The sequence below is a fragment of the Janthinobacterium sp. LPB2021202312-11-4 genome (genome assembly GCF_037049705.1).
In the GTDB taxonomy this organism is placed as follows: Bacteria; Pseudomonadota; Gammaproteobacteria; order Pseudomonadales; family Pseudomonadaceae; genus Aquipseudomonas.
This window is the reverse complement of sequence record NZ_JBAGKV010000028.1, coordinates 36,990-61,838: the sequence shown is the minus strand read 5'-3', so window position 1 is coordinate 61,838 and position 24,849 is coordinate 36,990. Positions and strand designations below refer to the sequence as shown.

The following is a 24,849-nucleotide window of genomic DNA, read 5'->3' as shown; positions in this document are numbered from 1 at the left end:
AAAAGTTTGATTGAGCAACTTCAAATCTCGTCGAAATTCTCCCGGCCAAGGCTGCGTTGCGTGCAGTTTTCGGGTTATCCAAAGGGGCAAGACCGTGGTCGAATCAGTGTCATCTGCAATGCCGGCCAGTCGGTGGCTGCCATCGCGACTCAGCAGAATTATCAGCCTGTCGGCCGTGTTGGTCGTGGCGACACTGGTGACCGGTTTCGTCTTGTGGCATCGGTCCCCGACCGATCTTGGCAACGCCGGCGCCAAGGCTCAGGCGGAACTGATCCGGCACTGGCAGGCCGGCGAAGTGGTGGTGCTGGTGCGTCACGCCGAGCGTTGCGACCGTTCGAGCAACCCGTGCCTGGGCCCGGCCGACGGCATTACCCAATTGGGTAGCCAGTCTGCGGCGACCGTGGGCCAGGGCTTTGTGCGCCTCGGCATGGCTCAGACCGACGTCTACACCAGCCCGGTGACCCGCACCGAACAAACGGCGCATTACATGTTCGGTAAAGCAGCGGCGACCCAGGAATGGCTGGCCAGTTGTGGCAGTACCCTGCGCAACGATGTGGTCGCGCACAAAATCCCCCACCGCAACACGGTGCTGGTCACCCACAGCGGCTGCATCAGCGACTTCGAAAAGCAGACCGGTTTCCAGCACGCCAGCACCAGCGAATACAGCAGCTCCTTGTTTGTGAGCATTGATGGCAATGGACAACTTCAAGTGCTGGGCATACTCAATGACGTTGATTGGCATTCGCTATTAAGCGCTAAGCGCTAAGCGCTGAAGTGAGTACTGCCGTCTGAATCAGCAGTTAGATGCCAACCGCAATACAAAACCTAATAAAGAGTTGCAATGAGTAGCGAGCTAATCAGTTCTCCCTCGTTGGCGTACCTATGTAAGAAAGTTTGTCTTTTACATGAATATCTGGACATCGGTGGAATTCAAGCTTGAATTCCTTCAGGAACTGTTCAGCCGGGAAGGTTGATAGTTCCCTGGATTCAGGGAGACCACGCACATTCGGCTGCCGATAGACCTGTATTCATTCAAACCAGTGTTGTACCCGTGCAGGATTGCGCCGGGCGCTCCACTGAACCAAGCAACGTCCCTGCGTTAAGGTCGAGTCATGACGTCCCATAACAACCTGTTGCAACACCCTGCGGCGCATCTGTCCCGCCGCCCTGCACCAGCCCCCACCGCCGCCGAACGCTGGATCGTTCCCGGCTTGCTCCTGGCCTTTGTGGTGTTCTATTTACTGCCACTGATGAGCCACGGTTTGTGGATTCCCGACGAAACCCGCTATGCCCAGATCAGCCAGGAAATGCGCCTGAGCGGCGACTGGATCGCCCCGCATTTCATGGGCATCCGCTATTTCGAAAAGCCCATTGCCGGCTACTGGATGATCGCCATCGGCCAGGCCGTGTTTGGCGATAACCTGTTTGGCGTGCGGATCGCCTCGGCGCTCAGCACCGGGCTGAGCGTCTGGCTGACCTACCTGATCGCCCGCCGCTTGTGGAGCGATCCGCGTAAAAGCGGCGCCTGTGCCTTGCTCTACATGAGCTTCGGGCTGATCGCCGGGCAAGCGGGGTATGCGAATCTCGATCCGCAGTTCACCTTCTGGGTCAATTTGAGTCTGGTGGCCTTGTGGTTTGCCATTGATCAGCCGTCAGGCAAACGGCGAATCGGTGCCTGGGCCTTACTGGGCCTGGCCTGCGGCATGGGCTTCATGACCAAGGGCTTTCTCGCCTGGCTGTTGCCGGTGCTGATCGCCCTGCCCTACATGCTTTGGCAACGACGCCTGGGTGAACTGTTGCGTTACGGGCCGATTGCCGTAGTCGTTGCCGCAGTGGTCTGCCTGCCGTGGGTGCTTGCCATTCACCATCAGGAACCGGACTTCTGGCGCTTTTTCTTCTGGCACGAACACATTCGCCGGTTTGCCGCCGATGACGCGCAACACGCTCGTCCGTGGTGGTTCTATCTGCCGTTGCTGGTGGTGTCGAGCCTGCCGTGGGCGGCGTTGTTACCGTCGACCTTCATTCAGGCCTGGAAGCACAAGGCGCAGCCAGCCATCGGTTTTCTGCTGCTGTGGCTGTTGTTGCCCCTGGCCTTTTTCAGCCTGAGCAACGGCAAGTTGCCGACCTACATCATGCCGTGCCTGCTGCCGCTGGCATTGCTGATGGGGCATACCGTGGTGGGCATGCTGGACCAGGCCAAAGGCCGGGCCATTCGTTTCAACGGCGCGCTCAATGTGCTGCTGGCCAGCGTTGCCCTGATCGGTTTGATTTACGCTCAAGCCACCAGGGAAATCTTCGAACACAACGAGATGTTCAGCCTGTCCCTGGGTTACATCGTGCTGGCCGGCTGGATCATCGCCAACGCGCTGACCGTCTCGCGGCCATTGGTGTTCTGGGCGGCTCCGGCGCTGGGGACCTGGTTGCTGGTGGCGCTGCTGCCGGCGGCGATGCCGGCGACGATCGTCAACAGCAAGATGCCTGATCAGTTTATTGCCGAACACCAGGATGCCTTGAGCCAGACCACCTCATTGCTCAGCAACGACCTGGGCGCGGCGTCGGCCCTGTCTTGGCGGTTGCAGCGTCCGCAGGTCGATCTGTTCAACACCATCGGCGAACTGAAATACGGCCTCGACGACCCGGCGATGGATTCGCGCAAAGTCACCAAGGACAGTGTCGGCCAATGGATGACCGAAGCCCGCAAGAAAGGCGCGGTCGGGGTGGTGATGCGGGTCAACAGCGTGCAGGAAGTCGAGGAAGTCGCGTTGCTGCCGGTGGATGGCAAGCGCTACCAAAGGGGCAATCTGGAAATTCTGATTTTCCCCCAGAGCCAGCCCTGAGCACTAAAGACGAACATTTAACCTGTGGCGAGCGGGCTAAACCCCTCGCCACAGGCTAGCTCTCTCACCACAAGCAAGCTCCCTCGCCAAACAGGCATGTCAATCGCTACTAGGAAACCCTCAATGAAGTTCTGGGCAAGTGACAGGGGTGCGCTATGGCTTCTGCTGGGCGCGACGGCCCTGATGTTGTTGTTGGGTTTAGGCACACGGGAGTTATGGGGCGCGGAAACCCGCTGGGCCAACATTGCCTTGCAAATGCTCCAGAGCGGCGACTACTTCGATCCGTACCTTAAGGGCGGGCCGTATTACGACAAGCCTTTGCCTTCCTATTGGCTGATCACCGCCACGGCGTGGCTGACCGGCGGCCTGGGCCATTGGTCGCTGCGATTGTCGTCGGTGATATCCGCGTGGCTCAGCGTCTGGCTGGTGTACCTGCTGGGTGAGCAACTGTTTCGCAAAGGCACCGGGCTGATTGCCGGCTGGATGTTGGCGACCACGTTCTATTTCGTGTTTTGGGCGCGAGTCGCGACGGCCGATATCCTGACGGTCTGCGGCGTGCTGGCGGCGGTGTGGTGGTACTGGCGCGGCCCGGACGACACCCGACTGGGCCGCTATCTGGGGTTTTTCCTGCTGCTGTCGCTGACTTCGCTGTTCAAAGGCCTGATCGGCTTCATTCTGCCGGGCCTGTTGCTGTTGCCGCATCTGCTGCAGGACGGCCGCTGGAAACGCCACCTCAATCTGCGGCTGTGTGTGGCCCTGGTGATCGCCGGCGCGTTCTACATGACACCGTTCATCCTCTCGCACTTCTACGGCGCGCCGACCTACGGCGAAAGTGGCCTGGGCCTCGTGTTGCGGGAAAACGTCGTGCGGTTTTTCCAGCCGTTCGACAACATCGGGCCGATTTACACCTACCTGGTTTACCTGCCGGTCTACACCCTGCCCTGGGCGCCAGTCTGGTTGATTGCGTTGTGGGTTGCCGTGCGCAATTGGCGCAGCATCGAGCCTAATACCCGTTGGTTGATTTGGGGCCTGGGCCTGTTGATGCTGTTTTTCACCGCCAGCGGCAGCCGGCGCAGTTACTACGTGTTGCCTCTGGTGCCGTTTGCGCAATTATTGGGCGCCTGGTGGATCACCCGGCGAATAGCACAACGCAACGCAGTGAGCCGGTTTGGCGGTCGCGGCTGGAAGATCGGCTTTGGCGCGGCCACGGTCCTGCTGCTCGCGGTGCTGGGGGTCATCTACCCCTGGACCAAAAGCGGTGGCGGCGTGGTCCAGTTTGGCGAAACGGTCAAGCTTGAGGCCAGCAAACGTGCCCCACTGCGCGACTGGCAGATGGTCATGATTGAAGTCGATAACAAACTGCCCATGTACCTGCAAACCGGCGGCGCGCCGTTCTATTACGTGCAGGAAACCCAAGACTTCCCACGCACCGGTGACAGCGCTGCGCTGATGGCCTGGCTCGACGCCACCAGCGGCCAGCATTGGGACCCGCAACGCACCATCGTGGTCGCGCATTACCGCAATGGCGATGCCCTGCCGCTGAACTACCTGAGCGCCGACCATCAAGTCATCACCACCACACCCACGAATGGTGAACGGATGTTTCACGGTCGCGAGGACCAAAGCGTGGCGTTTATCCCGCAATCCTGATCAACCGCTGTAATCCCCTCTGGGAGCGGGCTTGCTCGCGAATGCGGTGGCTCAGTAGACATCTGCTCTGACTGACCCGCCGCATTCGCGAGCAAGCCCGCTCTCGCAGTGGTGTTTCCTTGCATGACCCCGCCCTCACCGAATGACAGGAATTGACGGTTTTTTTAACGTTTTTTTCTCATTCAGCGCTCTACATTCGCCGCGCCTCAAACATGCAAATGATTCCTATTGATCTACAGTTATTGAGAACCTTCCTCGTCAACACGGGGATGGCGCACGCACCAATTAAAAAACAGGAGCTGGCATCGCATGACTTCCCGTATCCCTACTTTTCTCAAAAGAGCACTGCTGACCACCGCACTGGTCAGCGCCGGGCACGTGTACGCCGCCACCGAAGCCGACGGCATCGTGGTCTACAACGCACAGCATGAAAGCCTGACCAAATCCTGGATCGAGGGTTTCACCAAGGAGACCGGCATCAAGGTCACCGTGCGCAATGGCGATGACACCGAGATGGGCAACCAGATCGTCCAGGAAGGTGCGGCCTCCCCGGCGGACGTATTCCTGACCGAGAACTCGCCAGCCATGGTGCTGGTAGAAAACGCCGGGCTGTTTGCCCCGGTGGCGCCTGCCACCCTGGAACAAATCGGCGCACCTTATCGTCCAGCCCATGGCAAATGGGTCGGCATCGCCGCGCGCTCCACCGTGTTTGTCTACAACCCGAGCAAACTGGCCGAAGCCGATCTGCCCAAGTCGCTGCTGGACCTCGCGTCGCCGAACTGGAAAGGTCGTTGGGGTGCATCACCCGGCGGTGCGGACTTCCAGGCGATCGTCGCTGCCGTGCTTGAACTCAAGGGCGAAGCCGCCACGCTTGAGTGGTTGAAAGCGATGAAAGCCAACTCCACCGCTTACCGTGGTAACAGTGCAGTGCTGAAAGCGGTGAATGCCGGGCAAATCGACAGCGGTGTGATCTATCACTACTACCGTTTCGTCGATCAGGCCAAGACCGGCGAAAACAGCAAGAACACCAGCCTGCACTACTTCAAGCACAAGGACCCGGGTGCGTTTGTCAGCATCTCCGGTGGTGGCGTCCTGGCCTCCAGCAAACACAAGGAACAAGCCCAGGCCTTCCTGAAGTGGATTACCGGCAAGGACGGCCAGGCGATTCTCAAGACCGGCAACTCGTTTGAGTACGCCGTGGGCCAGAACGCCGAATCGAACCCAAAACTGGTACCGCTGGCGCAACTCGATGCCCCGACCGTCGACGCCTCCAAGCTCGACAGCAAAAAAGCGGTGGAACTCATGACCCAGGCCGGACTGCTCTAATTGATGCCTGAAACCCTGCCGTCGGGTGTCGCTTCGGCGATACCCGCGAACTCGTTACGACGCTCCCGCGGCCTCTTCATTGGCCGCGGTGGCGTGTGGGTGACTGCTTTATCGGTATTGGTTTCGCTATTGGCGCTGCTGCCGATAGCGTTTGTGATCGGCGTGTCCTGGCAAACCGGTTGGGCCGCCATCGAGACCCTGGTGTTTCGGCCCCGGGTCGGCGAATTGCTGATCAACACCGTGTTGCTGGTGCTGATCACCCTGCCCTTGTGCATCGCCCTGGGCATTTCCCTCGCGTGGCTGACCGAGCGCACCAACCTGCCGGGGCGACGCTGGTGGTCGTTACTCGCGACTGCGCCGCTGGCGGTGCCGGCGTTCGTTCACAGCTACGCGTGGGTCAGTCTGATTCCTTCGATTCATGGGTTGCCGGCCGGCGTGCTGGTGTCGGTGATCGCCTACTTCCCGTTCCTTTATCTACCGGTGGCCGCCACATTGCGGCGGCTCGACCCAGCCATCGAAGACGTCGCCGAATCCCTCGGGCTCAAGCCCTGGGCGGTGTTTTTCCGGGTGGTTCTGCCACAACTGCGCCTGGCGATTTGTGGCGGCGCGCTACTGGTTGGCCTGCACTTGCTCGCGGAATATGGCCTGTACGCGATGATTCGCTTCGACACCTTCACCACGGCGATCTTCGATCAGTTCAAATCCACCTTCAACGGCCCCGCCGCGAACATGCTGGCTGGGGTCTTGGCGCTGTGTTGCCTGGCCATGCTGACCGTCGAATCGGCAGCACGTGGCAGCGCCCGTTACGCCCGGGTCGGCTCGGGCAGCGCCCGGGATCAGCGGATTGTGCGGCTCGATGGCAACACCACGTTGCTCGCCCTCGCCTTGCAAGTCGTCACCTGCGCGCTGGCGCTTGGGGTGCCGTTGATTACCCTGGGCAAATGGCTGATCGCCGGGGGCAGCGAGGTCTGGCAACTGGCTGATTTGCTGCCGGCGCTGCAACAGACCTTGCTGCTCGGGGTCGCTGGCGCGGCGCTGACCACGTGCGCGGCGATCCCGATTGCCTGGCTGTCGATTCGTGCACCGGGTCGTTTGCAACGGGTGCTCGAAAGCTGCAACTACATCACCAGTTCATTGCCCGGCATTGTCGTGGCCCTGGCGTTGGTCACGGTGACGATTCACTTCGCCCGACCGATCTACCAGACCACGATCACGGTGCTGCTGGCATACCTGCTGATGTTTCTGCCCCGGGCGCTGGTGAGTCTGCGGGCAGGCATCGCCCAGGCCCCCGTGGAGCTGGAAAACATGGCGCGCAGCCTCGGCCGCTCCCCCGGCCGGGCCCTGTGGTTGATCACCCTGCGCCTGGCTGCACCGGGTGCCGCTGCCGGGGCCGCGCTGGTGTTTCTGGCGATCACCAATGAGCTGACCGCCACCCTGCTGCTGGCGCCAAACGGCACCCGCACCCTGGCCACCGGTTTCTGGGCCATGACCAGCGAAATCGACTACGCGGCGGCAGCGCCCTACGCGCTGATCATGATCGTGCTGTCACTTCCGCTGACCGGACTTCTTTATCACCAATCCAAACGCACGGCTGGCCGATGAACACCCTCGAACTGAACTCGATCTACAAAGCCTTCGGCGCCCAGCAAGCCCTGGAGAACATCAACCTGTCAGTGCCGACTGGCAGTCGAACGGTGATCGTCGGGCCGTCCGGCTCGGGCAAAACCACTTTGTTGCGCATGATTGCCGGTTTCGAGTTCCCCGACGCCGGCAGCCTGTCGCTCAATGGCCAGACGCTGGTCGACGGCACACATTCAGTACCGGCGCACCAGCGCTTGATCGGTTACGTCCCCCAGGACGGCGCGTTGTTCCCGCACATGACCGTTGCCGACAACATCGGCTTCGGCCTGGCGGACAAAGGCCCCGCTCGACAGGAGCGAATCGCCGAACTGATGGACAGCGTTGCCCTGGATTCGACCATGGCCAAGCGTTGGCCCCACGAACTGTCCGGCGGTCAGCAGCAACGGGTGGCTCTGGCCCGGGCCTTGGCGCAACAGCCGCGCTTGATGTTGCTGGACGAGCCGTTTTCGGCGCTGGACACCGGGTTACGCGCCGCCATGCGCAAAATGGTCGCCCGGTTGTTGGCCGATGCCGGCGTGACCACCATTCTGGTGACCCACGATCAGAGCGAAGCGTTGTCATTCGCCGATCAGTTGGCCGTCATGCGTCAGGGCCGACTGGTGCAATCCGGGCATCCGATGGATTTGTACCGCTATCCCGACGACGAACAAACCGCGCTATTTCTTGGTGATGCCGTGGTGATGCCCGCCCGTATCGAGGCGGGCTGGGCTCATTGCGACCTGGGCCGCATCCCGGTCAACAACCAGGGGAAACACGGAGCGGCGCAGATCATGCTGCGGCCCGAACAACTGCAAATTGGCAGTTCGCCGACCGATTCCCACGGCTGTCCCGGCGTCGTCACCGAGCGCGATTTTGGCGGCAACACCTGCACTTTGACCGTGGAATTACTGCCCGGCGAATTCGAGCCCGGCCGTTCATTGCTGGTGCGCAGCTCCGGCATGCACGCGCCGCCGGCCGGTGCCGCGGTTCACGTGACCACACTCGGTCATGCTCATGTGCTGAGTGACTGATCGTCCTTACAGGTCGAAGCGATCGACCGCCCGGCGCCGTTCATTGTCATCGCGCACATCGTAGTTGGCGGTGGTCTGGATGTTGCTGTGGTGGGCCAGTTTCTGCGCAATCGACAGGTCGTACTCTTCGATCACGCGGGTGATGAACGAGCGCCGGAAATCGTGGGGCATGATCTTCACCCCCACCTGGGCGCCGCGCTGCCGGGCAATGTAATAGATCGCGTGTTTGGTGATGCGCTCACGGGTGATGTGACTGCCACGGCGGATGCGGTTGAACAGGAACAGATCGTCCTGCTGCCCTTCACCCAATTGCGAGCGGCGCAACTCAAGCCAGGCCTCCAGTTTGGCGAACGCCCAGGCCGGCGCGTACTTGATCAACTGTTTGTTGCCCTTGGCCGTGACCCGCAGGCTGCGCTCGCGGAAATCGACCTGATTCAGGTCCAGGTTTACCGATTCCGACTTGCGCATTCCCGAACCGTAAAGCACCGCAATGATCGCCGCGTCGCGCAACCCTTGCGGCCGGGGATCGGCGGCACAGACCTCCATCAATTCCTGAATCAACGTGCGCTTGAGGTTGCGCCCCTGGGACAGCCGTGTGCCGGCAATCCCTTTGACCGAGCGCATTTTCAGCAAGTGCTCCTGGCTGATCAGGCTCATGCGCCACGCTTCGTTCATCACCCCGCGCACCGCGTTTACATACAGCGAAGAGGTATTGGGCGCGTAGCCGTCAGTGCGCAACGTCGCGACTAAGGCCACCACATCCTCGGGCTGGAGCTCGTACCAGGGAATCTCTTCGATGTTCACATCTTCAAAGCCCAAGCGATCCGCCGCGTCTTGCAAAACGTAGCGCATGGTCAGTTGGCTGGAGGGCGCCAGGCGCGCCAGATAAAGGGTCAGCGGGTTGGCTTTTGCAGCCTTGGGGCCATTAACGGGCAAGTCAATCAAACGAAAAAAACCTTGAATGAAAACGGTTCAACACAACAACTAAGGAGTTTGGCTACTTGCAGTAAGGAGAAGCCAGTGCCGGAATTAGGCGATAAGCGGCAGAAGTCTGAACTATGGCTGTCTGAACTTCAGATAAACGATACGCCGACCGGTTTTTCATGTCCCTTTCACATTTTCGCGCTTAATCTGGATGGATATGGCGACTCGCGGTCGCCTTGCACAACCTGACGAGCAAGGAGCAGAAAGTCAACCTACGCAATCTGTCATATTTCTGCGGTAACTAATTGATGCAGCATTCGTTTTAGCGTCTACGCTCAACGTGGATCCAAGGCGTTACAGCCAAAATTCCGTTGATGCTTCAGTCCCGAGGTCCCCATGAGTCAGGCTTTTCTCCCCTTCTCGCGCCCCAGTATTGGCGATGAAGAAATTGCAGCCGTAGAGCAAGTATTGCGCTCTGGCTGGATCACCACCGGGCCAAAAAACCAGGCACTGGAAGAGCACTTCGCCAACTATGTTGGTTGCAAGCATGCCGTGGCATTGTCTTCGGCCACCGGCGGCATGCACATCACCTTGCTGGCCCTGGGCATCGGTCCCGGGGATGAAGTCATTACCCCGTCCCAGACCTGGGTTTCCACCGCCAACATGATCTGCCTGCTCGGGGCGACACCGGTGTTCGTCGATGTTGATCGCGACACCCTGATGACCGACCTGCAAAGCATCGAAGCGGCGATCACCCCTCGGACCAAGGCCATCATTCCGGTGCATTACGCCGGCGCGGCGTTCGATCTCGACCCGCTCTACGCCTTGGCCGACAAACACGGCATCCCCGTGATCGAAGACGCCGCCCACGCCGCCGGGACTTTTTACAAAGGTCGTCACGTCGGCTCCCAAGGCACGGCGATTTTCTCCTTCCACGCGATCAAGAACATGACCTGCGCCGAAGGCGCGATGTTCGTCAGCGACGATGAAGCGCTGGCCAACCGCGTGCGCATGCTCAAGTTTCATGGCCTGGGCGTTGATGCTTACGACCGCCTCACCGGTGGCCGCAAACCGCAGGCGCAAGTCATTGAGCCCGGCTTCAAGTACAACCTGGCCGACATCAACGCCGCCATCGCCCTGGTGCAACTGGAGCGACTGGACGAGATCAACGCCAAGCGCACGCAACTGGCCCAGACCTACCTGCAACGCCTCGAAGGCCTGCCGGTGGAACCCCTGGCGATCCCGACCTACCCACAGCAGCATGCCTGGCACCTGTTCATCCTGCGCATCGACGCCGAACGTTGCGGACTGGACCGCGAAGCGTTCATGAAGGCCTTGCAGGAACAAAACATCGGCACCGGCATTCACTTCATTGCCACGCACTTGCACACCTACTACCGCCAGCGTTTCCCGAACATCTATCTGCCCAATACCGAATGGAACTCGGCGCGGCTGTGTTCGATCCCATTGTTCCCCGACATGACTACCGATGACGTTGAACGCGTCGTCGGCGCCATTGAAAACATTATGGACAGAAGCCTTTGAAACCTTATCCAATCAACTGCGTGTCGATCGTCATTCCGGTCTACAACGAAGAAGAAAGCCTGCCCGAGTTGCTGCGTCGTACCGAAGCGGCCTGCGCACAACTGCACCACGAGTACGAGATCGTGCTGGTGGATGACGGCAGCCGCGACAACTCGGCGCAAATCCTCGAAGACGCCGCCAACCGTGAAGGCAGCCCGATCGTGGCGGTTATTCTCAACCGCAACTACGGTCAGCACGCAGCGATCATGGCCGGTTTCGAACAGTGCAAAGGCGACGTGGTGATTACCCTCGACGCCGACCTGCAAAACCCGCCGGAAGAAATTCCGCGCCTGGTGGCCCAGGCCGAGTTCGGCTACGACGTGGTCGCCACCGTGCGCAACAACCGCCAGGATTCGGCCTTGCGCCGCTGGCCGTCGAAACTGATCAACCTTGCCGTGCAGCGTTCCACCGGCGTCGCCATGAGCGACTACGGCTGCATGCTGCGCGCTTACCGGCGCACCATCGTCGACGCGATGCTCGCCTGCCGCGAGCGCAGCACCTTCATCCCGATCCTGGCCAACAGCTTCGCCCGGCACACCACGGAAATCCTGGTGACCCACGCCGAGCGCGAGCACGGCGAATCCAAGTACAGCCCGATGCGCCTGGTCAACCTGATGTTTGACCTGATCACCTGCATGACCACCACCCCGCTGCGCCTGCTCAGCATCGTCGGCTTCGGCATGGCGGCGCTGGGCATGATATTCGCCATCACGCTGGTCATCCTGCGCCTGGCCTTTGGTGCCGGTTGGGCGGGCGGCGGCACGTTCGTCCTGTTCGCCGTGCTGTTCGTCTTTACCGGCGGGCAATTCATCGGCATGGGCCTGCTGGGTGAATACCTGGGCCGCATGTACAGCGATGTCCGGGCACGTCCACGGTTCTTTATCGAAAAAGTCTTGCGTAGCCAACCCGCCTCCCCTGCTCCCGTTGTCACTGTCGACGGTCTCACTTCAACTTCTTCAGATCAGGTTCTCTCATGAGCAAAAAAGCTGTTGTCTTCGCCTATCACGATATCGGCTGTGCCGGCATCGATGCCCTGCTTGGCGCAGGTTTTGAGATCGCGGCCGTGTTCACGCACGCCGATGACCCGAAGGAAAACGCCTTCTACGGCTCCGTCGCGCAACTGTGCGCCAATAAAGGCATCCCGGTTCACGCCCCGGAAGACGCTAACCATCCGTTGTGGATCGAGCGCATCGCCAAGCTCAACCCGGACTACATTTTTTCGTTCTACTACCGCAACCTGCTGAGCGAGCCACTGCTGGCCACCGCCCGCCAAGGTGCGTTCAACCTGCACGGCTCGTTGTTGCCCGCCTACCGTGGTCGCGCACCGGCCAACTGGGTGTTGGTCAACGGCGAAACCGAAACTGGCGTGACGCTGCACCGCATGGTCAAGCGTGCCGATGCCGGCGCAATCGTTGCCCAGGAAAAAGTCGGGATCGAACGCACCGACACCGCCCTGACCCTGCATGCCAAGCTGCGCGAAGCGGCCACGTCCTTGCTGCGCGACACTCTGCCGGCGCTGCTGCAAGGCAAAATCACTGAAACCGCGCAAGACGAATCCAAAGCCACCGTGTTCGGCCGTCGTACCCCGGCCGATGGCAAGCTCGTCTGGAAAAAACCGGCCGAAGAACTGTTCAACCTGGTTCGTGCCGTGACCCAACCGTATCCGGGCGCGTTCTGCGCTGTCGGCGAGCACAAACTGATTGTCTGGGGCGCACAAGTCGTCAAGGGCAATGAAGGTCAAATCCCTGGCCGTGTCATCAGCGTCGATCCGCTGCGCATCGCTTGCGGTGAAGACTCCCTGGTGATCACCGCCGGCCAGCGCAACGACAATGGCTTGTACCTGAGCGGTCCGCAACTGGCCAATGAGCTGGGCCTGGTGGACGGCTCGGTGCTGCGCGGTGCCGAGTCCGGCCGCGCTCCGCGTCGTACCCGCGTGCTGATCCTCGGCGTCAATGGCTTCATCGGCAACCACTTGTCCGAGCGCTTGCTGCGTGACGACCGTTACGAAGTCTACGGCCTGGACATCGGTTCCGATGCCATCGATCGCCTGCGCAGCCATCCGAACTTCCACTTCGTCGAAGGCGACATCAGCATTCACTCCGAGTGGATCGAGTACCACATCAAGAAGTGCGACGTGGTCCTGCCGCTGGTGGCCATCGCCACGCCAATCGAATACACCCGCAACCCGCTGCGTGTGTTTGAACTCGACTTCGAAGAGAACCTGAAACTGGTTCGCTACTGCGTGAAGTACAACAAGCGCGTGATCTTCCCGTCGACCTCCGAAGTCTATGGCATGTGCCAGGACAAGAACTTCGACGAAGACACCTCGAACCTGATCGTGGGTCCGATCAACAAGCAGCGCTGGATCTACTCGGTTTCCAAGCAACTGCTCGACCGCGTGATCTGGGCCTACGGCGCCAAAGGCCTGAACTTCACCCTGTTCCGTCCGTTCAACTGGATGGGCCCACGCCTGGACCGCCTGGACTCGGCGCGTATCGGCAGTTCCCGGGCGATCACTCAGTTGATCCTCAACCTGGTGGAAGGCACGCCGATTCGTCTGTTCGACGGCGGCGAGCAAAAACGCTGCTTCACCGACATCGCTGACGGTGTTGAGGCACTGGCGCGGATCATCGACAACGACAACGACGTGTGCAACGGCCAGATCATCAACATCGGCAACCCGGAAAACGAAGCCAGCATCCGTCAGTTGGGCGAAGAGCTGCTGCGTCAGTTCGAAGCTCACCCGTTGCGTGCCAACTTCCCTCCGTTCGCCGGTTTCCGCGACGTGGAAAGCAAGGCGTTCTACGGTGCCGGTTACCAGGATGTAGAACACCGCAAGCCAAGCATCGCCAACGCCAAGCGCCTGCTGGACTGGGAACCGACCGTTGAAATGAGCGAAACCATCGGCAACACGCTGGACTTCTTCCTGCGCGAAGCCATGCTCGAAATCGCGGACAAGCGCTGATGCAGGCAGGCCTTCGAATCGATGTCGACACCTACCGGGGCACCCGCGAAGGGGTGCCACGGTTGCTGGAAATCCTCGATGAGGCCCAGGTCAAGGCGACGTTTTTCTTCAGCGTCGGGCCGGACAACATGGGGCGCCACTTGTGGCGCCTCATCCGCCCGCAGTTCCTCTGGAAAATGCTGCGTTCCAACGCCGCCGGCCTGTATGGCTGGGATATTTTGCTGGCCGGTACTGCCTGGCCGGGCAAACCCATTGGTCGTGATCTCGGGCACCTGATGCGTCAGGCCCGGGATGCCGGTCATGAAGTCGGCCTGCACGCCTGGGATCACCATGGCTGGCAGGCCAACGCCGGGCGCTGGAGCGATGCGCAACTGATCGAGCAGATTCGCCGGGGCGTTGACAGCCTCAGCGACATCCTCGGGGCAAAAGTCGACTGCTCGGCGTCAGCCGGTTGGCGGGCGGACGAGCGCGTCATCGAAGCCAAGCAGGCCTTCGGCTTTCGCTACAACAGCGATTGCCGGGGCCAAAGCCTGTTCCAGCCGACCTTGGCCAATGGCCTACTCGGTGCACCGCAAATCCCGGTAGACCTGCCGACCTTTGACGAGGTTGTCGGGCCAACCGTGGCGGCCAAGGATTTCAATGCGTTCATCCTGGACCGCTTTGCCGCTGAAAAACTCAATGTCTACACGATCCATGCCGAGGTAGAAGGGATTCTGATGGCCAATGATTTCCGTCAACTGCTGGCCGATGCGCGCCAGCGGGATATTCGTTTCAAACCCTTGGGCGATCTGTTGCCCGAGTCGTTCGCCAGCCTGCCGGCCGGGCGTGTGGTACGCGGCGCCCTCGAAGGCCGCGAAGGCTGGCTGGGAGTGCAAGGCGCATGAGTAAACGCTGGGCCTTGCCTGTGTTGCTGGCCATGATGCTGCTGGCGTACCTGTTGCCGTTGGGTACCCACGGTTTATGGATTCCCGATGAAACCCGCTACGCCCAGATCAGCCAGGACATGCTCCAGAGCGGTAACTGGGTGTCGCCGCATTTCATGGGTTTGCGCTACTTCGAGAAACCGGTGGCCGGCTACTGGATGATCGCCCTCGGCCAGGCGCTGTTTGGCGACAACCTGTTTGGCGTGCGTTTCGCTTCGGCCCTGAGCACCGGGCTGAGTGTGCTGCTGTGCTTCTTGATCGCTCGCCGAATGTGGAACGACCCGCGCAAAAGTTTTGCCTGCGCCTTGCTGTACATGAGTTTCACCGTCATTGCCGGCCAGGCCGGTTATGCCAACCTCGATCCGCAATTCACTTTCTGGGTCAACGCGAGCCTGGTCGCCCTGTGGTTTGCGCTGGACAGCGCCAGTCGCGGTCAGCGGCTGTTGGGCTGGGTCTCGTTGGGCCTGGCCTGTGGCATGGGGTTCATGACCAAGGGATTCCTCGCCTGGTTACTGCCAGTGTTGATCGCTCTGCCGTGGATGATCTGGCAGAAACGTTGGCGTGAACTGCTGGTCTACGGCCCGATCGCGGTGGTCGTGGCCATCGCGATCAGCCTGCCGTGGGTCCTGGCCGTGCATGCACAGGAACCCGACTACTGGCGGTTCTTCTTCTGGCACGAACACATTCAGCGCTTTGCCGGCGAAGACGCCCAGCATGACGCACCGTGGTGGTACTACCTGCCGCTGCTGGTTGCGTTCAGCCTGCCCTGGGCCGCGTTGCTGCCAACGGCACTGAAACAAGCCTGGCAAACCCGTCGTCAGGCCAACATCGGCTTTTTGCTGTTGTGGCTGGTAATGCCGCTGATTTTCTTCAGCCTGAGCAAAGGCAAATTGCCCGCCTATATCCTGCCCTGTCTGCTGCCCTTGGCGCTGTTGCTGGGGAGTTCGTTGGCGGACCGCTTGAAGCTTGAACAAGGCCGGGCGCTTTGGATCAACGGTTTGCTGAACCTGGTAATGGGCCTGGTCGTCTTGCTGGCGCTGGTTTACCTGCAACTGAAAAAGCCGTTGTACGAGCTTGAGTTGCATCACCTGATCCTGGTGTTTATCGCGCTGATTGGCTGGATCATGGCCAACCTGCTGCAAGCCTTCCGTCCTTTGCAATGTTGGGCGGCACCGGCGTTTGGCAGCCTGATCCTGATGGGACTGGTGCCGGCGGGCCTGCCTAATTCGGTGGTCTCGAACAAGATGCCCGACCAGTTCATCCTCGAACACGCTCAAGAGCTGGGCCAGACCGGGCACTTGCTAAGCAATGATCTGGGGGCGGCGGCGGCGCTGGCCTGGCGCCTGCAAAACCCGCAAGTTGCCCTGTACAACACGGTCGGCGAACTCAAGTACGGCCTGGACTATCCCGACACCGGCAATCGGCGGATCACCACCGATCAGGTGCAACAGTGGATGCAGGACGCGCGCAAGACCGGTTCGGTCGGCGTGGTCATGCGGGTCAAGGGTGACGACGAACTGCACGAAGTGGATCTGTTGCCCAAAGACGGCAAGCGCTACGAGCAAGGCAACCTGGTGATTCTGATCATCCCCAAGGATGCGTCATGAGCCTGTTGCTGCTGCTGACGGCCTGTCTGCTGACCTGCCTGGGCCAGGTGGCCCAGAAGTACGCCGTGGAGAGCTGGCGCGGTAAAGACTCAGGCTGGGGCGAGAAATTGCGCTCGCCGTGGTTGTGGCTCGCCTTGTTCTCGCTGGGTTCGGGGCTGCTGGTCTGGCTGCTGGTGCTACAGCGCCTCGAAGTTGGCGTCGCCTACCCGATGTTGAGCCTCAATTTCGTGCTGATCACCCTGGTGGCCCGTTTTGTCTTTCACGAAACCATCGACCGTCGCCATTGGCTGGGTGTGGCACTGGTGATCGGTGGTGTGGTTTTGCTGGGGCAACAAACATGAACCTGCGCCGTGGAATCAGCTTCGCCCTTGGCAGTGTGATGCTCGCCAGTGCCGCGCAACTGGGCATGCGCTGGAGCATGAGCCGCTTGCCGCAACCCGATCAATGGCTGACGGCATTGGGCAATGGCAGCGTTGATCTGATCGCCATCGGCGTAGTGCTGGCGGCGATCCTCGCCTACGCGTTGTCGATGCTCAGTTGGTTGCTGGCCTTGCGCGACGTGCCGCTGGGCCGCGCGTACTCACTGTTGAGCATCAGCTATGCGCTGGTGTACCTGCTGGCCGCCAGTCTGCCGGCGTTCAACGAACATTTCAGTCTTGCAAAAAGCCTTGGGGTGGCCCTCGTCATCCTCGGGGTAATAACCATCAACTCTCGACCTGCTCGCGCACCTGTTCTTAGGAATGCCCCATGAAAATCAGTGTATTTGGTAGTGGTTACGTTGGCCTCGTGCAGGCTGCCGTTCTGGCCGAAGTCGGCCACGATGTGATCTGCATGGACATCGATGCCAAAAAGGTCGAATTGCTCAAACAGGGCCACGTCAGTATTTTCGAACCGGGGCTGGCCAGCCTGGTCAAGGAGAGTCTGGAGGCCAAGCGCCTGCAGTTCACTACCGATGAAAAACTGGCCGTTCAGCACGGCGAAGTGCTGTTCATCGCCGTCGGCACGCCGTCCAGTGAAGACGGTTCGGCAGACCTGAGCTACGTGTTGTCGGTGGGTGACGCGGTAGCGCGTCATCGCGAGCAGCCGCTGATTCTGGTGGAAAAATCCACCGTCCCGGTCGGCACCGGCGACACCCTTCGCGCCCACATTGAAGGCAAGCTGCAACAGGCGGGTCGTGAGCTGGAGTTCGATATCGTTTCCAACCCCGAATTCCTCAAGGAAGGCACGGCCGTGGCCGACTGCCGCCGCCCGGACCGCATCATTGTCGGCTGCGAGCGCGATGAAGTGCGCGAGGTCATGCGCGAACTCTACGCACCGTTCAACCGAAACCATGACCGCATCATGTTCATGGACCTGCGCAGCGCCGAGCTGACCAAATACGCCGCCAACTGCATGCTGGCCACCAAGATCAGCTTCATCAACCAGATCGCCGAACTGGCCGAGCACCTGGGTTGCGACATCGAATCCGTGCGCCTGGGCATCGGCGCCGATCAGCGCATCGGCTATCACTTCATCTATCCGGGCTGCGGTTATGGTGGTTCGTGCTTCCCGAAAGACATGCGCGCACTGATTCACAGTGCCGAGAAAGCGAACTGCTCCAGCGACCTGTTGCAAGCAGTGGAAGCCATCAACGAACGGCAGAAACACAAGCTGTTCGAGCGGGTCAATGCGTTCTACAAAGGCGACCTGGCCGGCAAAACCTTTGCCGTGTGGGGCCTGGCGTTCAAGCCGAACACCGATGACATGCGCGATGCGCCAAGTCGGGTACTGCTCGAGTCGCTGTTCGCCGCCGGGGCCAACGTTCGTGCGTTCGACCCTGAAGCCATGCAGGAAACCCAGCATCTGTACCCGGACGAATCGAAGCTGATGCTCATGGGTACGCCTGAATCGGTACTGACCGGCGCAGACGCCCTGATCATTTGCACCGAATGGCAGCAATTCAAGGCCCCGGACTTCGATCTGATGCGCCAGCGCCTCGTTGCGCCGGTGATCTTCGACGGACGCAACCTGTACGACGCTGAGCGCCTGTCGCGCAGTGGCTTCCTGTACTTCCCGATGGGTCGCGGCGAGTCACGCAAGCTGCCGATTCCGCAACAGCAATGGCCCACTACACCAGCAGTTGCCTGACGGTGGGGGCTCAATCCAGCAACGCAATCCGTCGGCAGTCCCTGAGTCTGGGGCTGTTGGCATTGCTGTTGTTCATGGCCGGGGTTTACCAGCAGACCGCGATCGGCTTCGATTCGCGGTTTGTGTTGTTTGCCCAGGAAATGCTCCGCCACGGACCGACGTTTTTCCCCACCACTTATGGCCAGCCTTACGCTGACTATTCGGCGGTGACCACGTTGTTCGTCTGGTTGCTGTCGTTGCCATTCGGTGAGGTGAATGCCTTCAGTGCCTGGTTGCCAAGTGCGGTGGCCGGTTCGGTGATCGTCACGCTGATGTACCGGCTGCTGGCGCCCTACTCCACCCGCTGGGCATTGATCAGCATTGCCCTGCTGTTGCTGACCAACACGTTTGTCACCGAAGCCCGCGCCGTGTCCCTGGACCTGATGCTCGCGGCAGTGGCGTTTTCGGTGTTCTACCTGGGCTATGCCGCCGATCATTTCAACGCCAACCGTCGCTGGCTGCTGATCTTTGCCTTGCTGCTGCTTGGCTTCGGGATTCGTGGGCCGATTGGCCTGGTGGTGCCGACCGGCATGCTGTGCAGCTACTTCCTGCTCAATCGTCAGTGGCAACGGCTGTTTGGCTTCGGTCTGCTCGCTGCGGCACTGCTGGTGGTGTGCGTCGGCTTGCTGTTGCTGCTGGCCAAAATCAGCGGTGGCCCGGCCTTCATGCAGGACGTGATTCGCATGCAGTTCATGGGACGCATGGATGGCAGTGAAGGCGCCAGCGGTTCGCTGTATTACTTCAGCAGCTCCATGGGCAACTATGCGCTGGCCTATCCGTTGGGCGTTTTGGCGTTGTTAGCCATCGGCCTGACCACGCCGCGCGAAGCCGGACCGCAGCTGCGCCTGGTGCTGTATTGCGCGGCAGCCGGGTTGATCGTGATGCTCGGGCTGTCGATTCCCCAGGCGAAAAAAGCGCGCTACCTGCTGCCGATGTTGCCCATGGCGGCAATCATTGCGGCGTATCCGTTTCAGGCAACGCGGGGGCGATTGTTCGGCGCATTGCGTGGCGTGATGCAGGGGCTTTGGTTGCTGATCCCGGGCTTGTTGATCGTCGGCTTGATCGTCGGCCAGAAGCGCTTCCCCGAGCAACTCACTGGCCTGGCACCGGTGATGATCGTGCTTGGCGTGCTGCAAGCAATGGCTGTGGCGGCGCTTTTCCGGCCGGCGTGGCGGGCGCAGGCCTTGGCGTTTTGCGCGGTATTGGGATTGTGGTCGGTTTACATCCTGGTGTTCGAACCCGTGGAGCGGCAGCTCTACGACTCACGCACCTTTAGCCGCGCCGTTTTCCTGGAGGTTCAAAAAGACCCCGCGCCGCTGGTGTTGTTCGGTATGGGCAAAGACGCCAAGGCGATCAAGTTCATGGTCAATATCGAACAGGACCTGCAACCGGTGTTTACTGAATCGGTTCAGGAACTGGAAACTATCGCGGCACCGGCGTGGGTGATGTTGGATCGCAGTGATTACATCGCACTCAAAGGAACAACCCTCGGCAATTTGCAGCCAGTCCTGACCGGGCGTTTCGATAAAAACGATTACGTGTTACTGCACCTGTAGGAGCTGCCGAAGGCTGCGATCTTTTGACGTTGTTTTTTCAAGAGCAAAAGATCGCAGCCTTCGGCAGCTCCTACATGTTTTGTGCAGTTCGAGGGTTGGAGTTACTTGCACTAGCATCACACCGGCACCTTCAAATCCACCCCCAACGCCTGGGCAAACGCCTTGACCAGCGGACTGCGCACCGTGTTGTGCCGCAGGATCAGATTGAATGGCGTGACGATGTTGATCAGGTCCGGGCGCACGGCCCGAAACTGACCTTGGGCCACCAGGCTGGCGGCGTAATGTTGCGGCAGGAAGCCCACGAATCGGCCGGTCTTGACCAACAACGCTACCGCTTCCACTTGGGTCGCCGAGGCTGAAAAGCTGTCGTAGTGGGCGAAATTCAGTTTGTCCCGATGAATCGCGTAACGGTGGTTGATGCACTCATGATCCTTGAGCACATGGCTGCCGATTTCCGCCTCCGGCAACTCGAACAACGGATGCCCGACTGCGCAGTAAACCTGCGAGCGTTCTTCGTAGAGTGCGTAGTAATCGAACTCTTCACGTTTCTGATAAACCGGCACGATTCCCGCCACTAATCGCCCCTCGACAACACCCCGCTCTACTTCATCCAACTGTGAGGCCTGAAGTTGAAACCTTACTTTCGGCGACTCTTCATTAATCCTTCTAAGCGCCGCAACTAACGGTGAATTAGGATCGGAGATCGTATTATCAACAACCCCCACACCCAGATCACCGATAAGTTCGTTTTGCGCTGAACTAAGCCGATCACGAAAGTTATCGACCGAGGCAAATAAATCAATCGACGCCTGATACACCAGGCGACCTTCTTCGGTCAGGTGAAAACCTTCCCGGCCCCGGGTGCACAGGCGCATGCCGATGCGAATTTCCAGGTCGGAGATCTGTTTGCTGATGGCTGCCAGGCCCACATTCAGCTCGTTCTGGGCCGCACTGAAGCCACCGGCCTCGACCACCGCCTTAAACACTTTGAGCAATTTGAAGTCCAGACCGCTGAGCGCCAACGGCGCCCGGTGAGGTGGTTTTGGCGGCGGGTTTCCGGAATTGGAAAGTGGGGTTTCCATAATGCTTATTTACCTCTGGCGCTCTAGCAAACAATCTGTGTCCAACAACAAAAATAACGCTGGCTAATAATAATGAACACAGAAAACAAGCCTTGGCAACCGTTAATAAATTCCGTACCTAAGTGCCAACTCACTGATTTCGCACCATTAAAAGCTGACACTTCGATCAGCTCTCGCCACTTCGCAACTGCCCCTTGAAAACTGCTTTGGCCTAACCACGCCCGAATGATTTGCGGCGAGTGTTCAGGGCCTTCAGACCTTATTCAGTTCGCTTTACCGACGAGGAAAACAACAATGTCTCAAACCACCGACCGTCTCTGGGGTGCCCGCTTCAAAAGCGGCCCATCCGAAGCCCTGGCGGCCCTGTCCCGTTGCCCTGAGCGCTATTTCCGCCTCACCCCCTACGACCTCGCCGGCTCCAAGGCTCATGCAGGAGAACTGCAGCGTGCCGGCCTGTTGAGCGAGGAAGAAACCCGCACCATGCTCGGCGCCCTGGATCAGATCGGCGTTGACTTCCGCGCCGGCAGCATCGCCCCGACCCTGGACGACGAAGACGTTCACACGTTCATCGAACGCCTGCTGACCGAGCGCCTCGGCGCCCTCGGCGGCAAGCTGCGTGCCGGCCGTTCGCGCAACGACCAGACCGCCAACGACCTGCGCCTGTTCCTGCGTGATCACGTCCGCACCCTGGCCGTTGAAGTGTTGGCCTTGCAGCAAGCACTGGTGGAACAAGCCGAACAACACGTCGAAAGCATTTGCCCAGGCTTCACCCACTTGCAGCAGGCGCAACCGATCGTCTTCGCTCACCACTTGCTGGCCCACGCCCAATCGATGTTGCGTGATGTGCAGCGTTTGGTGGATTGGGACGCGCGCACTTCGCTGTCGCCACTCGGCGCGGCGGCCATGGCCGGTTCCGCCATCGCTCGTCTGCCCCAGCAGTCGGCCAAGGAAATGGGCTACAGCGGCGTGTGCGAAAACTCCATCGACGCCGTAGCCAGTCGTGACCATGTGGCCGAGTTCCTGTTTATCGCCAGCATGCTCGGGATCAACATTTCCCGCCTCGCCGAAGAGTTTTGCCTGTGGTCGTCGCGGCAATTTCGCTGGGTCGCACTGGACGATGCCTACGCCACCGGCAGCTCGATCATGCCGCAGAAGAAGAACCCGGACATTGCCGAACTGGCGCGGGGTAAGGCGGGGCGTTTGATCGGCAACCTGACCGGTCTGCTCTCCACCCTCAAATCCCTGCCGCTGTCCTATAACCGCGACTTGAGCGAAGACAAAAACGGCGTGCTCGACAGCGTCGACACCTTGCTGCTGGTACTGCCGGCCATGGCCGGGATGGTCGCGACCATGAAGGTCAACGTTGAAGAACTGCGGCGTCAGGCGCCATTGGGTTTCACCCTGGCCACCGAAGTCGCCGACTGGCTGGCCATGCGCGGCGTGCCGTTCAAAGAAGCCCACGAAATCACCGGTGCGCTGGTCCAGGCCTGTGAGAAACACGACATCGAATTGTGGGAAGCGTCTCCGGCGCTGCTGGCCGAGATCGATCCACGCCTGACCCCGGAAGTGCGCGACAGCCTGACCCTGGAAGCCGCCATCGCCGCCCGCAGTGGCTGGGGCGGCACCGCGCCACAACGGGTACGCGAGCAGATCGGTCGCTTGAAAACCGCACTCGCCGCGCAGCATGAGTGGACCGAGAACTATCAGGGCTTCCGCCTTTAAGCCAGACGCAAAACCTGTAGGAGCGAGGCTTGCCCGCGAAGGGGTCGTCACATACAACATCACCGTTGAATGACCCACCGCTTTCGCGAGCAAGCTTCGCTCCTACAGGCACCAGGTTTGACCTGAAATACCAGTTTACGGAGAACCAACATGAGCCAGACTCAGGCAGAACGACTCCAGGCGGAGCGCAAACTGGCCGACAACCAGTTCGATATCACCCAGTACCACCATGTGCCACGGCGCTATTACGGGCGAATTTTCTTCGCCACCGTGATCGTCATCGCGATTCTCGGTCTGGTCCGCGCCTTCGCCGAAGGCAAGATTGAATGGTCCTACATCGGCCAGTTCATCACCTCGCAAGCGATCCTCTGGGGCTTGTTCAACACCATCGTCATGGCGGTGCTGGCAATGGCGCTGGGGATTGTGTTCGGGGTGATCACGGCGATCATGCGCATGTCGGCCAACCCGATCCTGCGCTACGTGGCGGTGACTTACACCTGGCTGTTCCGTGGCACGCCGCTGATCCTGCAACTGCTGTTGTGGTTCAACCTGGCGCTGATTTTCCCCACCATCGGCATCCCCGGCCTGTTCGAAATGGACACCGTGAGCCTGATGAGCCCGTTCGTGGCCGCCCTGCTCGGCTTGAGCATCAATCAGGGCGCCTACACCGCCGAAGTGGTGCGCGCCGGCCTGCTGTCGGTGGACACCGGCCAGTACGAAGCGGCCAAGTCGATTGGCATGGCGCGCCTGCAAGCGCTGCGCCGGATCATCCTGCCGCAAGCCATGCGAATCATCATTCCACCGGTCGGCAACGAGTTTATCGGCATGGTGAAAATGACCTCCCTGGCGAGCGTCATCCAATACTCGGAACTGCTCTACAACGCCCAGAACATCTACTACGCCAACGCCCGGGTCATGGAATTGCTGATCGTCGCCGGTATCTGGTACCTGGCCGCCGTCACCGTTCTGTCCTTTGGTCAAAGCCGTCTGGAGCGTCGTTTCGCTCGCGGCGCCGGCAAGCGTTCTTGAGGAATCCGACATGAGAAGCATCGTCAAGGCCGTGAGCCTGAACAAATATTACGACCAGTACCACGCGCTCAAAGACATCAACATCGAAGTCGAGCAAGGCGAAGTGCTGTGCATCATCGGCCCGTCCGGTTCGGGCAAAAGCACCCTGCTGCGCTGCGTCAATCAGTTGGAGAAGATCGACAAGGGCGGCCTCTGGGTCGACGGCGAGCTGGTGGGTTACCGCGTGGTCGGTAACAAACTGCACGAACTCAACGAGTCGCAAATCGCCCGTCAACGCCTGGCCACCGGCATGGTGTTCCAGCGTTTCAACTTGTTCCCGCACATGACGGTGCTGCAAAACATCATCGAAGGCCCGTGCCAGGTGCTCAAGCGCTCGCCCAAGGAAGCCCACGAGGAAGCCCTGGAATTACTGGCCCGCGTCGGCCTGGCCGACAAACGCAACAGCTACCCGATTGAACTCTCGGGCGGTCAGCAACAACGCGTCGCCATCGCGCGAGCATTGGCGATGCGACCCAAGCTGATGCTGTTCGATGAACCCACTTCGGCACTCGACCCGGAACTGGTCGGTGAGGTGCTGTCGGTGATGCGCGATCTTGCGCAAACCGGCATGACCATGATCGTCGTCACCCATGAACTGGGCTTCGCTCGCGAAGTCTCCAACCGCATGGTGTTTATGGACGGCGGGCAGATCGTGGAGGCTGGAAGCCCCGAAGAAATACTAATAAGCCCACAAAACCCGCGCACCCAAAGCTTCATTTCTGCCGTTCGAACCTAAGCGCCAGCCTCAGCAACCAAGAGCTGCGTAACAACACTCATAAGAGAACGAC

20 protein-coding genes are annotated in these 24,849 nt (G+C 60.2%); 18 read left to right on the top strand and 2 right to left on the bottom strand.

Features of this window, described 5'->3' with window-relative positions; all coding sequences use genetic code 11:
• The first annotated feature begins 94 nt into the window (after positions 1–94).
• The 6 genes from pmrG to V5E99_RS24670 all read left to right on the top strand — a co-directional run bounded on the left by pmrG (position 95) and on the right by V5E99_RS24670 (position 8,464).
• Positions 95–766, top strand: a complete 672-nt coding sequence (gene pmrG, locus V5E99_RS24695) for a lipopolysaccharide core heptose(II)-phosphate phosphatase PmrG (protein WP_499804848.1) — start codon at positions 95–97, stop codon at positions 764–766.
• A 346-nt stretch (positions 767–1,112) separates the two neighbouring features.
• Entirely contained in the window at positions 1,113–2,837 is a 1,725-nt protein-coding gene (arnT, locus tag V5E99_RS24690) for a lipid IV(A) 4-amino-4-deoxy-L-arabinosyltransferase (RefSeq protein WP_499804847.1), read from the top strand.
• A 123-nt stretch (positions 2,838–2,960) separates the two neighbouring features.
• Positions 2,961–4,487, top strand: a complete 1,527-nt coding sequence (locus V5E99_RS24685; protein WP_499804846.1) for an ArnT family glycosyltransferase — start codon at positions 2,961–2,963, stop codon at positions 4,485–4,487.
• A 309-nt stretch (positions 4,488–4,796) separates the two neighbouring features.
• Entirely contained in the window at positions 4,797–5,813 is a 1,017-nt protein-coding gene (locus tag V5E99_RS24680) for an iron ABC transporter substrate-binding protein (protein WP_499804845.1), read from the top strand.
• A gap of 99 nt (positions 5,814–5,912) precedes the next feature.
• Positions 5,913–7,415, top strand: a complete 1,503-nt coding sequence (locus tag V5E99_RS24675; RefSeq protein ID WP_499804844.1) for an ABC transporter permease — start codon at positions 5,913–5,915, stop codon at positions 7,413–7,415.
• On the top strand, positions 7,412–8,464 hold the full coding sequence (locus V5E99_RS24670; protein WP_499804843.1) for an ABC transporter ATP-binding protein: 1,053 nt from the start codon (positions 7,412–7,414) through the stop codon (positions 8,462–8,464). Before V5E99_RS24675 ends, V5E99_RS24670 begins: the two co-directional genes overlap by 4 nt.
• A gap of 6 nt (positions 8,465–8,470) precedes the next feature.
• Here the strand turns inward: V5E99_RS24670 and V5E99_RS24665 are convergent, their stop codons facing one another.
• Positions 8,471–9,409 (bottom strand): site-specific integrase, encoded by a 939-nt coding sequence (locus tag V5E99_RS24665; protein WP_499804842.1) that lies wholly within the window; start codon positions 9,407–9,409, stop codon positions 8,471–8,473.
• Between the two features lie 375 nt (positions 9,410–9,784).
• Between V5E99_RS24665 and arnB the strand changes: the two genes are divergently transcribed.
• Genes arnB through V5E99_RS24620 form a run of 9 tightly spaced genes read left to right on the top strand, consistent with a single transcriptional unit; the run spans position 9,785 to position 20,189 of the window.
• Positions 9,785–10,933 carry a UDP-4-amino-4-deoxy-L-arabinose aminotransferase gene (gene arnB, locus V5E99_RS24660; RefSeq protein WP_499804841.1) on the top strand — a complete coding sequence of 383 codons (1,149 nt, stop codon included), beginning with the start codon at positions 9,785–9,787 and terminating at the stop codon, positions 10,931–10,933.
• Entirely contained in the window at positions 10,930–11,949 is a 1,020-nt protein-coding gene (arnC, locus tag V5E99_RS24655) for an undecaprenyl-phosphate 4-deoxy-4-formamido-L-arabinose transferase (RefSeq protein ID WP_499804840.1), read from the top strand. Before arnB ends, arnC begins: the two co-directional genes overlap by 4 nt.
• A complete protein-coding gene (arnA, locus tag V5E99_RS24650) occupies positions 11,946–13,937 on the top strand; it encodes a bifunctional UDP-4-amino-4-deoxy-L-arabinose formyltransferase/UDP-glucuronic acid oxidase ArnA (protein WP_499804839.1) in 1,992 nt (663 codons plus the stop codon). The genes arnC and arnA overlap by 4 nt, the downstream gene beginning before the upstream one ends.
• The gene (gene arnD, locus V5E99_RS24645; protein ID WP_499804838.1) at positions 13,937–14,821 is read left to right on the top strand and encodes a 4-deoxy-4-formamido-L-arabinose-phosphoundecaprenol deformylase; all 885 of its coding nucleotides are present in this window, start codon (positions 13,937–13,939) and stop codon (positions 14,819–14,821) included. The genes arnA and arnD overlap by 1 nt, the downstream gene beginning before the upstream one ends.
• The gene (gene arnT, locus V5E99_RS24640) at positions 14,818–16,467 is read left to right on the top strand and encodes a lipid IV(A) 4-amino-4-deoxy-L-arabinosyltransferase (protein ID WP_499804837.1); all 1,650 of its coding nucleotides are present in this window, start codon (positions 14,818–14,820) and stop codon (positions 16,465–16,467) included. Before arnD ends, arnT (V5E99_RS24640) begins: the two co-directional genes overlap by 4 nt.
• Positions 16,464–16,808, top strand: coding sequence for a 4-amino-4-deoxy-L-arabinose-phosphoundecaprenol flippase subunit ArnE (gene arnE, locus V5E99_RS24635; protein WP_499804836.1), 345 nt, complete (start codon positions 16,464–16,466; stop codon positions 16,806–16,808). Before arnT (V5E99_RS24640) ends, arnE begins: the two co-directional genes overlap by 4 nt.
• Positions 16,805–17,218 (top strand): 4-amino-4-deoxy-L-arabinose-phosphoundecaprenol flippase subunit ArnF, encoded by a 414-nt coding sequence (gene arnF, locus V5E99_RS24630; protein WP_499804835.1) that lies wholly within the window; start codon positions 16,805–16,807, stop codon positions 17,216–17,218. Before arnE ends, arnF begins: the two co-directional genes overlap by 4 nt.
• Positions 17,215–18,594, top strand: coding sequence for a UDP-glucose dehydrogenase family protein (locus V5E99_RS24625; RefSeq protein WP_499804834.1), 1,380 nt, complete (start codon positions 17,215–17,217; stop codon positions 18,592–18,594). Before arnF ends, V5E99_RS24625 begins: the two co-directional genes overlap by 4 nt.
• Positions 18,567–20,189, top strand: a complete 1,623-nt coding sequence (locus tag V5E99_RS24620; RefSeq protein ID WP_499804833.1) for an ArnT family glycosyltransferase — start codon at positions 18,567–18,569, stop codon at positions 20,187–20,189. The genes V5E99_RS24625 and V5E99_RS24620 overlap by 28 nt, the downstream gene beginning before the upstream one ends.
• 116 nt (positions 20,190–20,305) lie before the next feature.
• Here V5E99_RS24620 and V5E99_RS24615 read toward each other — a convergent pair whose 3' ends face one another.
• Positions 20,306–21,271 (bottom strand): LysR family transcriptional regulator, encoded by a 966-nt coding sequence (locus V5E99_RS24615; RefSeq protein WP_499804832.1) that lies wholly within the window; start codon positions 21,269–21,271, stop codon positions 20,306–20,308.
• Positions 21,272–21,565: 294 nt separating this feature from the next.
• Here V5E99_RS24615 and argH point away from each other — a divergent pair, with 294 nt between their 5' ends.
• The 3 genes from argH to V5E99_RS24600 all read left to right on the top strand — a co-directional run bounded on the left by argH (position 21,566) and on the right by V5E99_RS24600 (position 24,797).
• Positions 21,566–22,993: an argininosuccinate lyase gene (argH, locus tag V5E99_RS24610; RefSeq protein ID WP_499804831.1), complete on the top strand. Its 1,428-nt coding sequence runs from the start codon at positions 21,566–21,568 to the stop codon at positions 22,991–22,993.
• A gap of 150 nt (positions 22,994–23,143) precedes the next feature.
• Positions 23,144–24,022 (top strand): amino acid ABC transporter permease, encoded by an 879-nt coding sequence (locus V5E99_RS24605; RefSeq protein ID WP_499804830.1) that lies wholly within the window; start codon positions 23,144–23,146, stop codon positions 24,020–24,022.
• Positions 24,023–24,032: 10 nt separating this feature from the next.
• Positions 24,033–24,797: an amino acid ABC transporter ATP-binding protein gene (locus tag V5E99_RS24600; RefSeq protein ID WP_127647236.1), complete on the top strand. Its 765-nt coding sequence runs from the start codon at positions 24,033–24,035 to the stop codon at positions 24,795–24,797.
• Positions 24,798–24,849 lie beyond the last annotated feature (52 nt).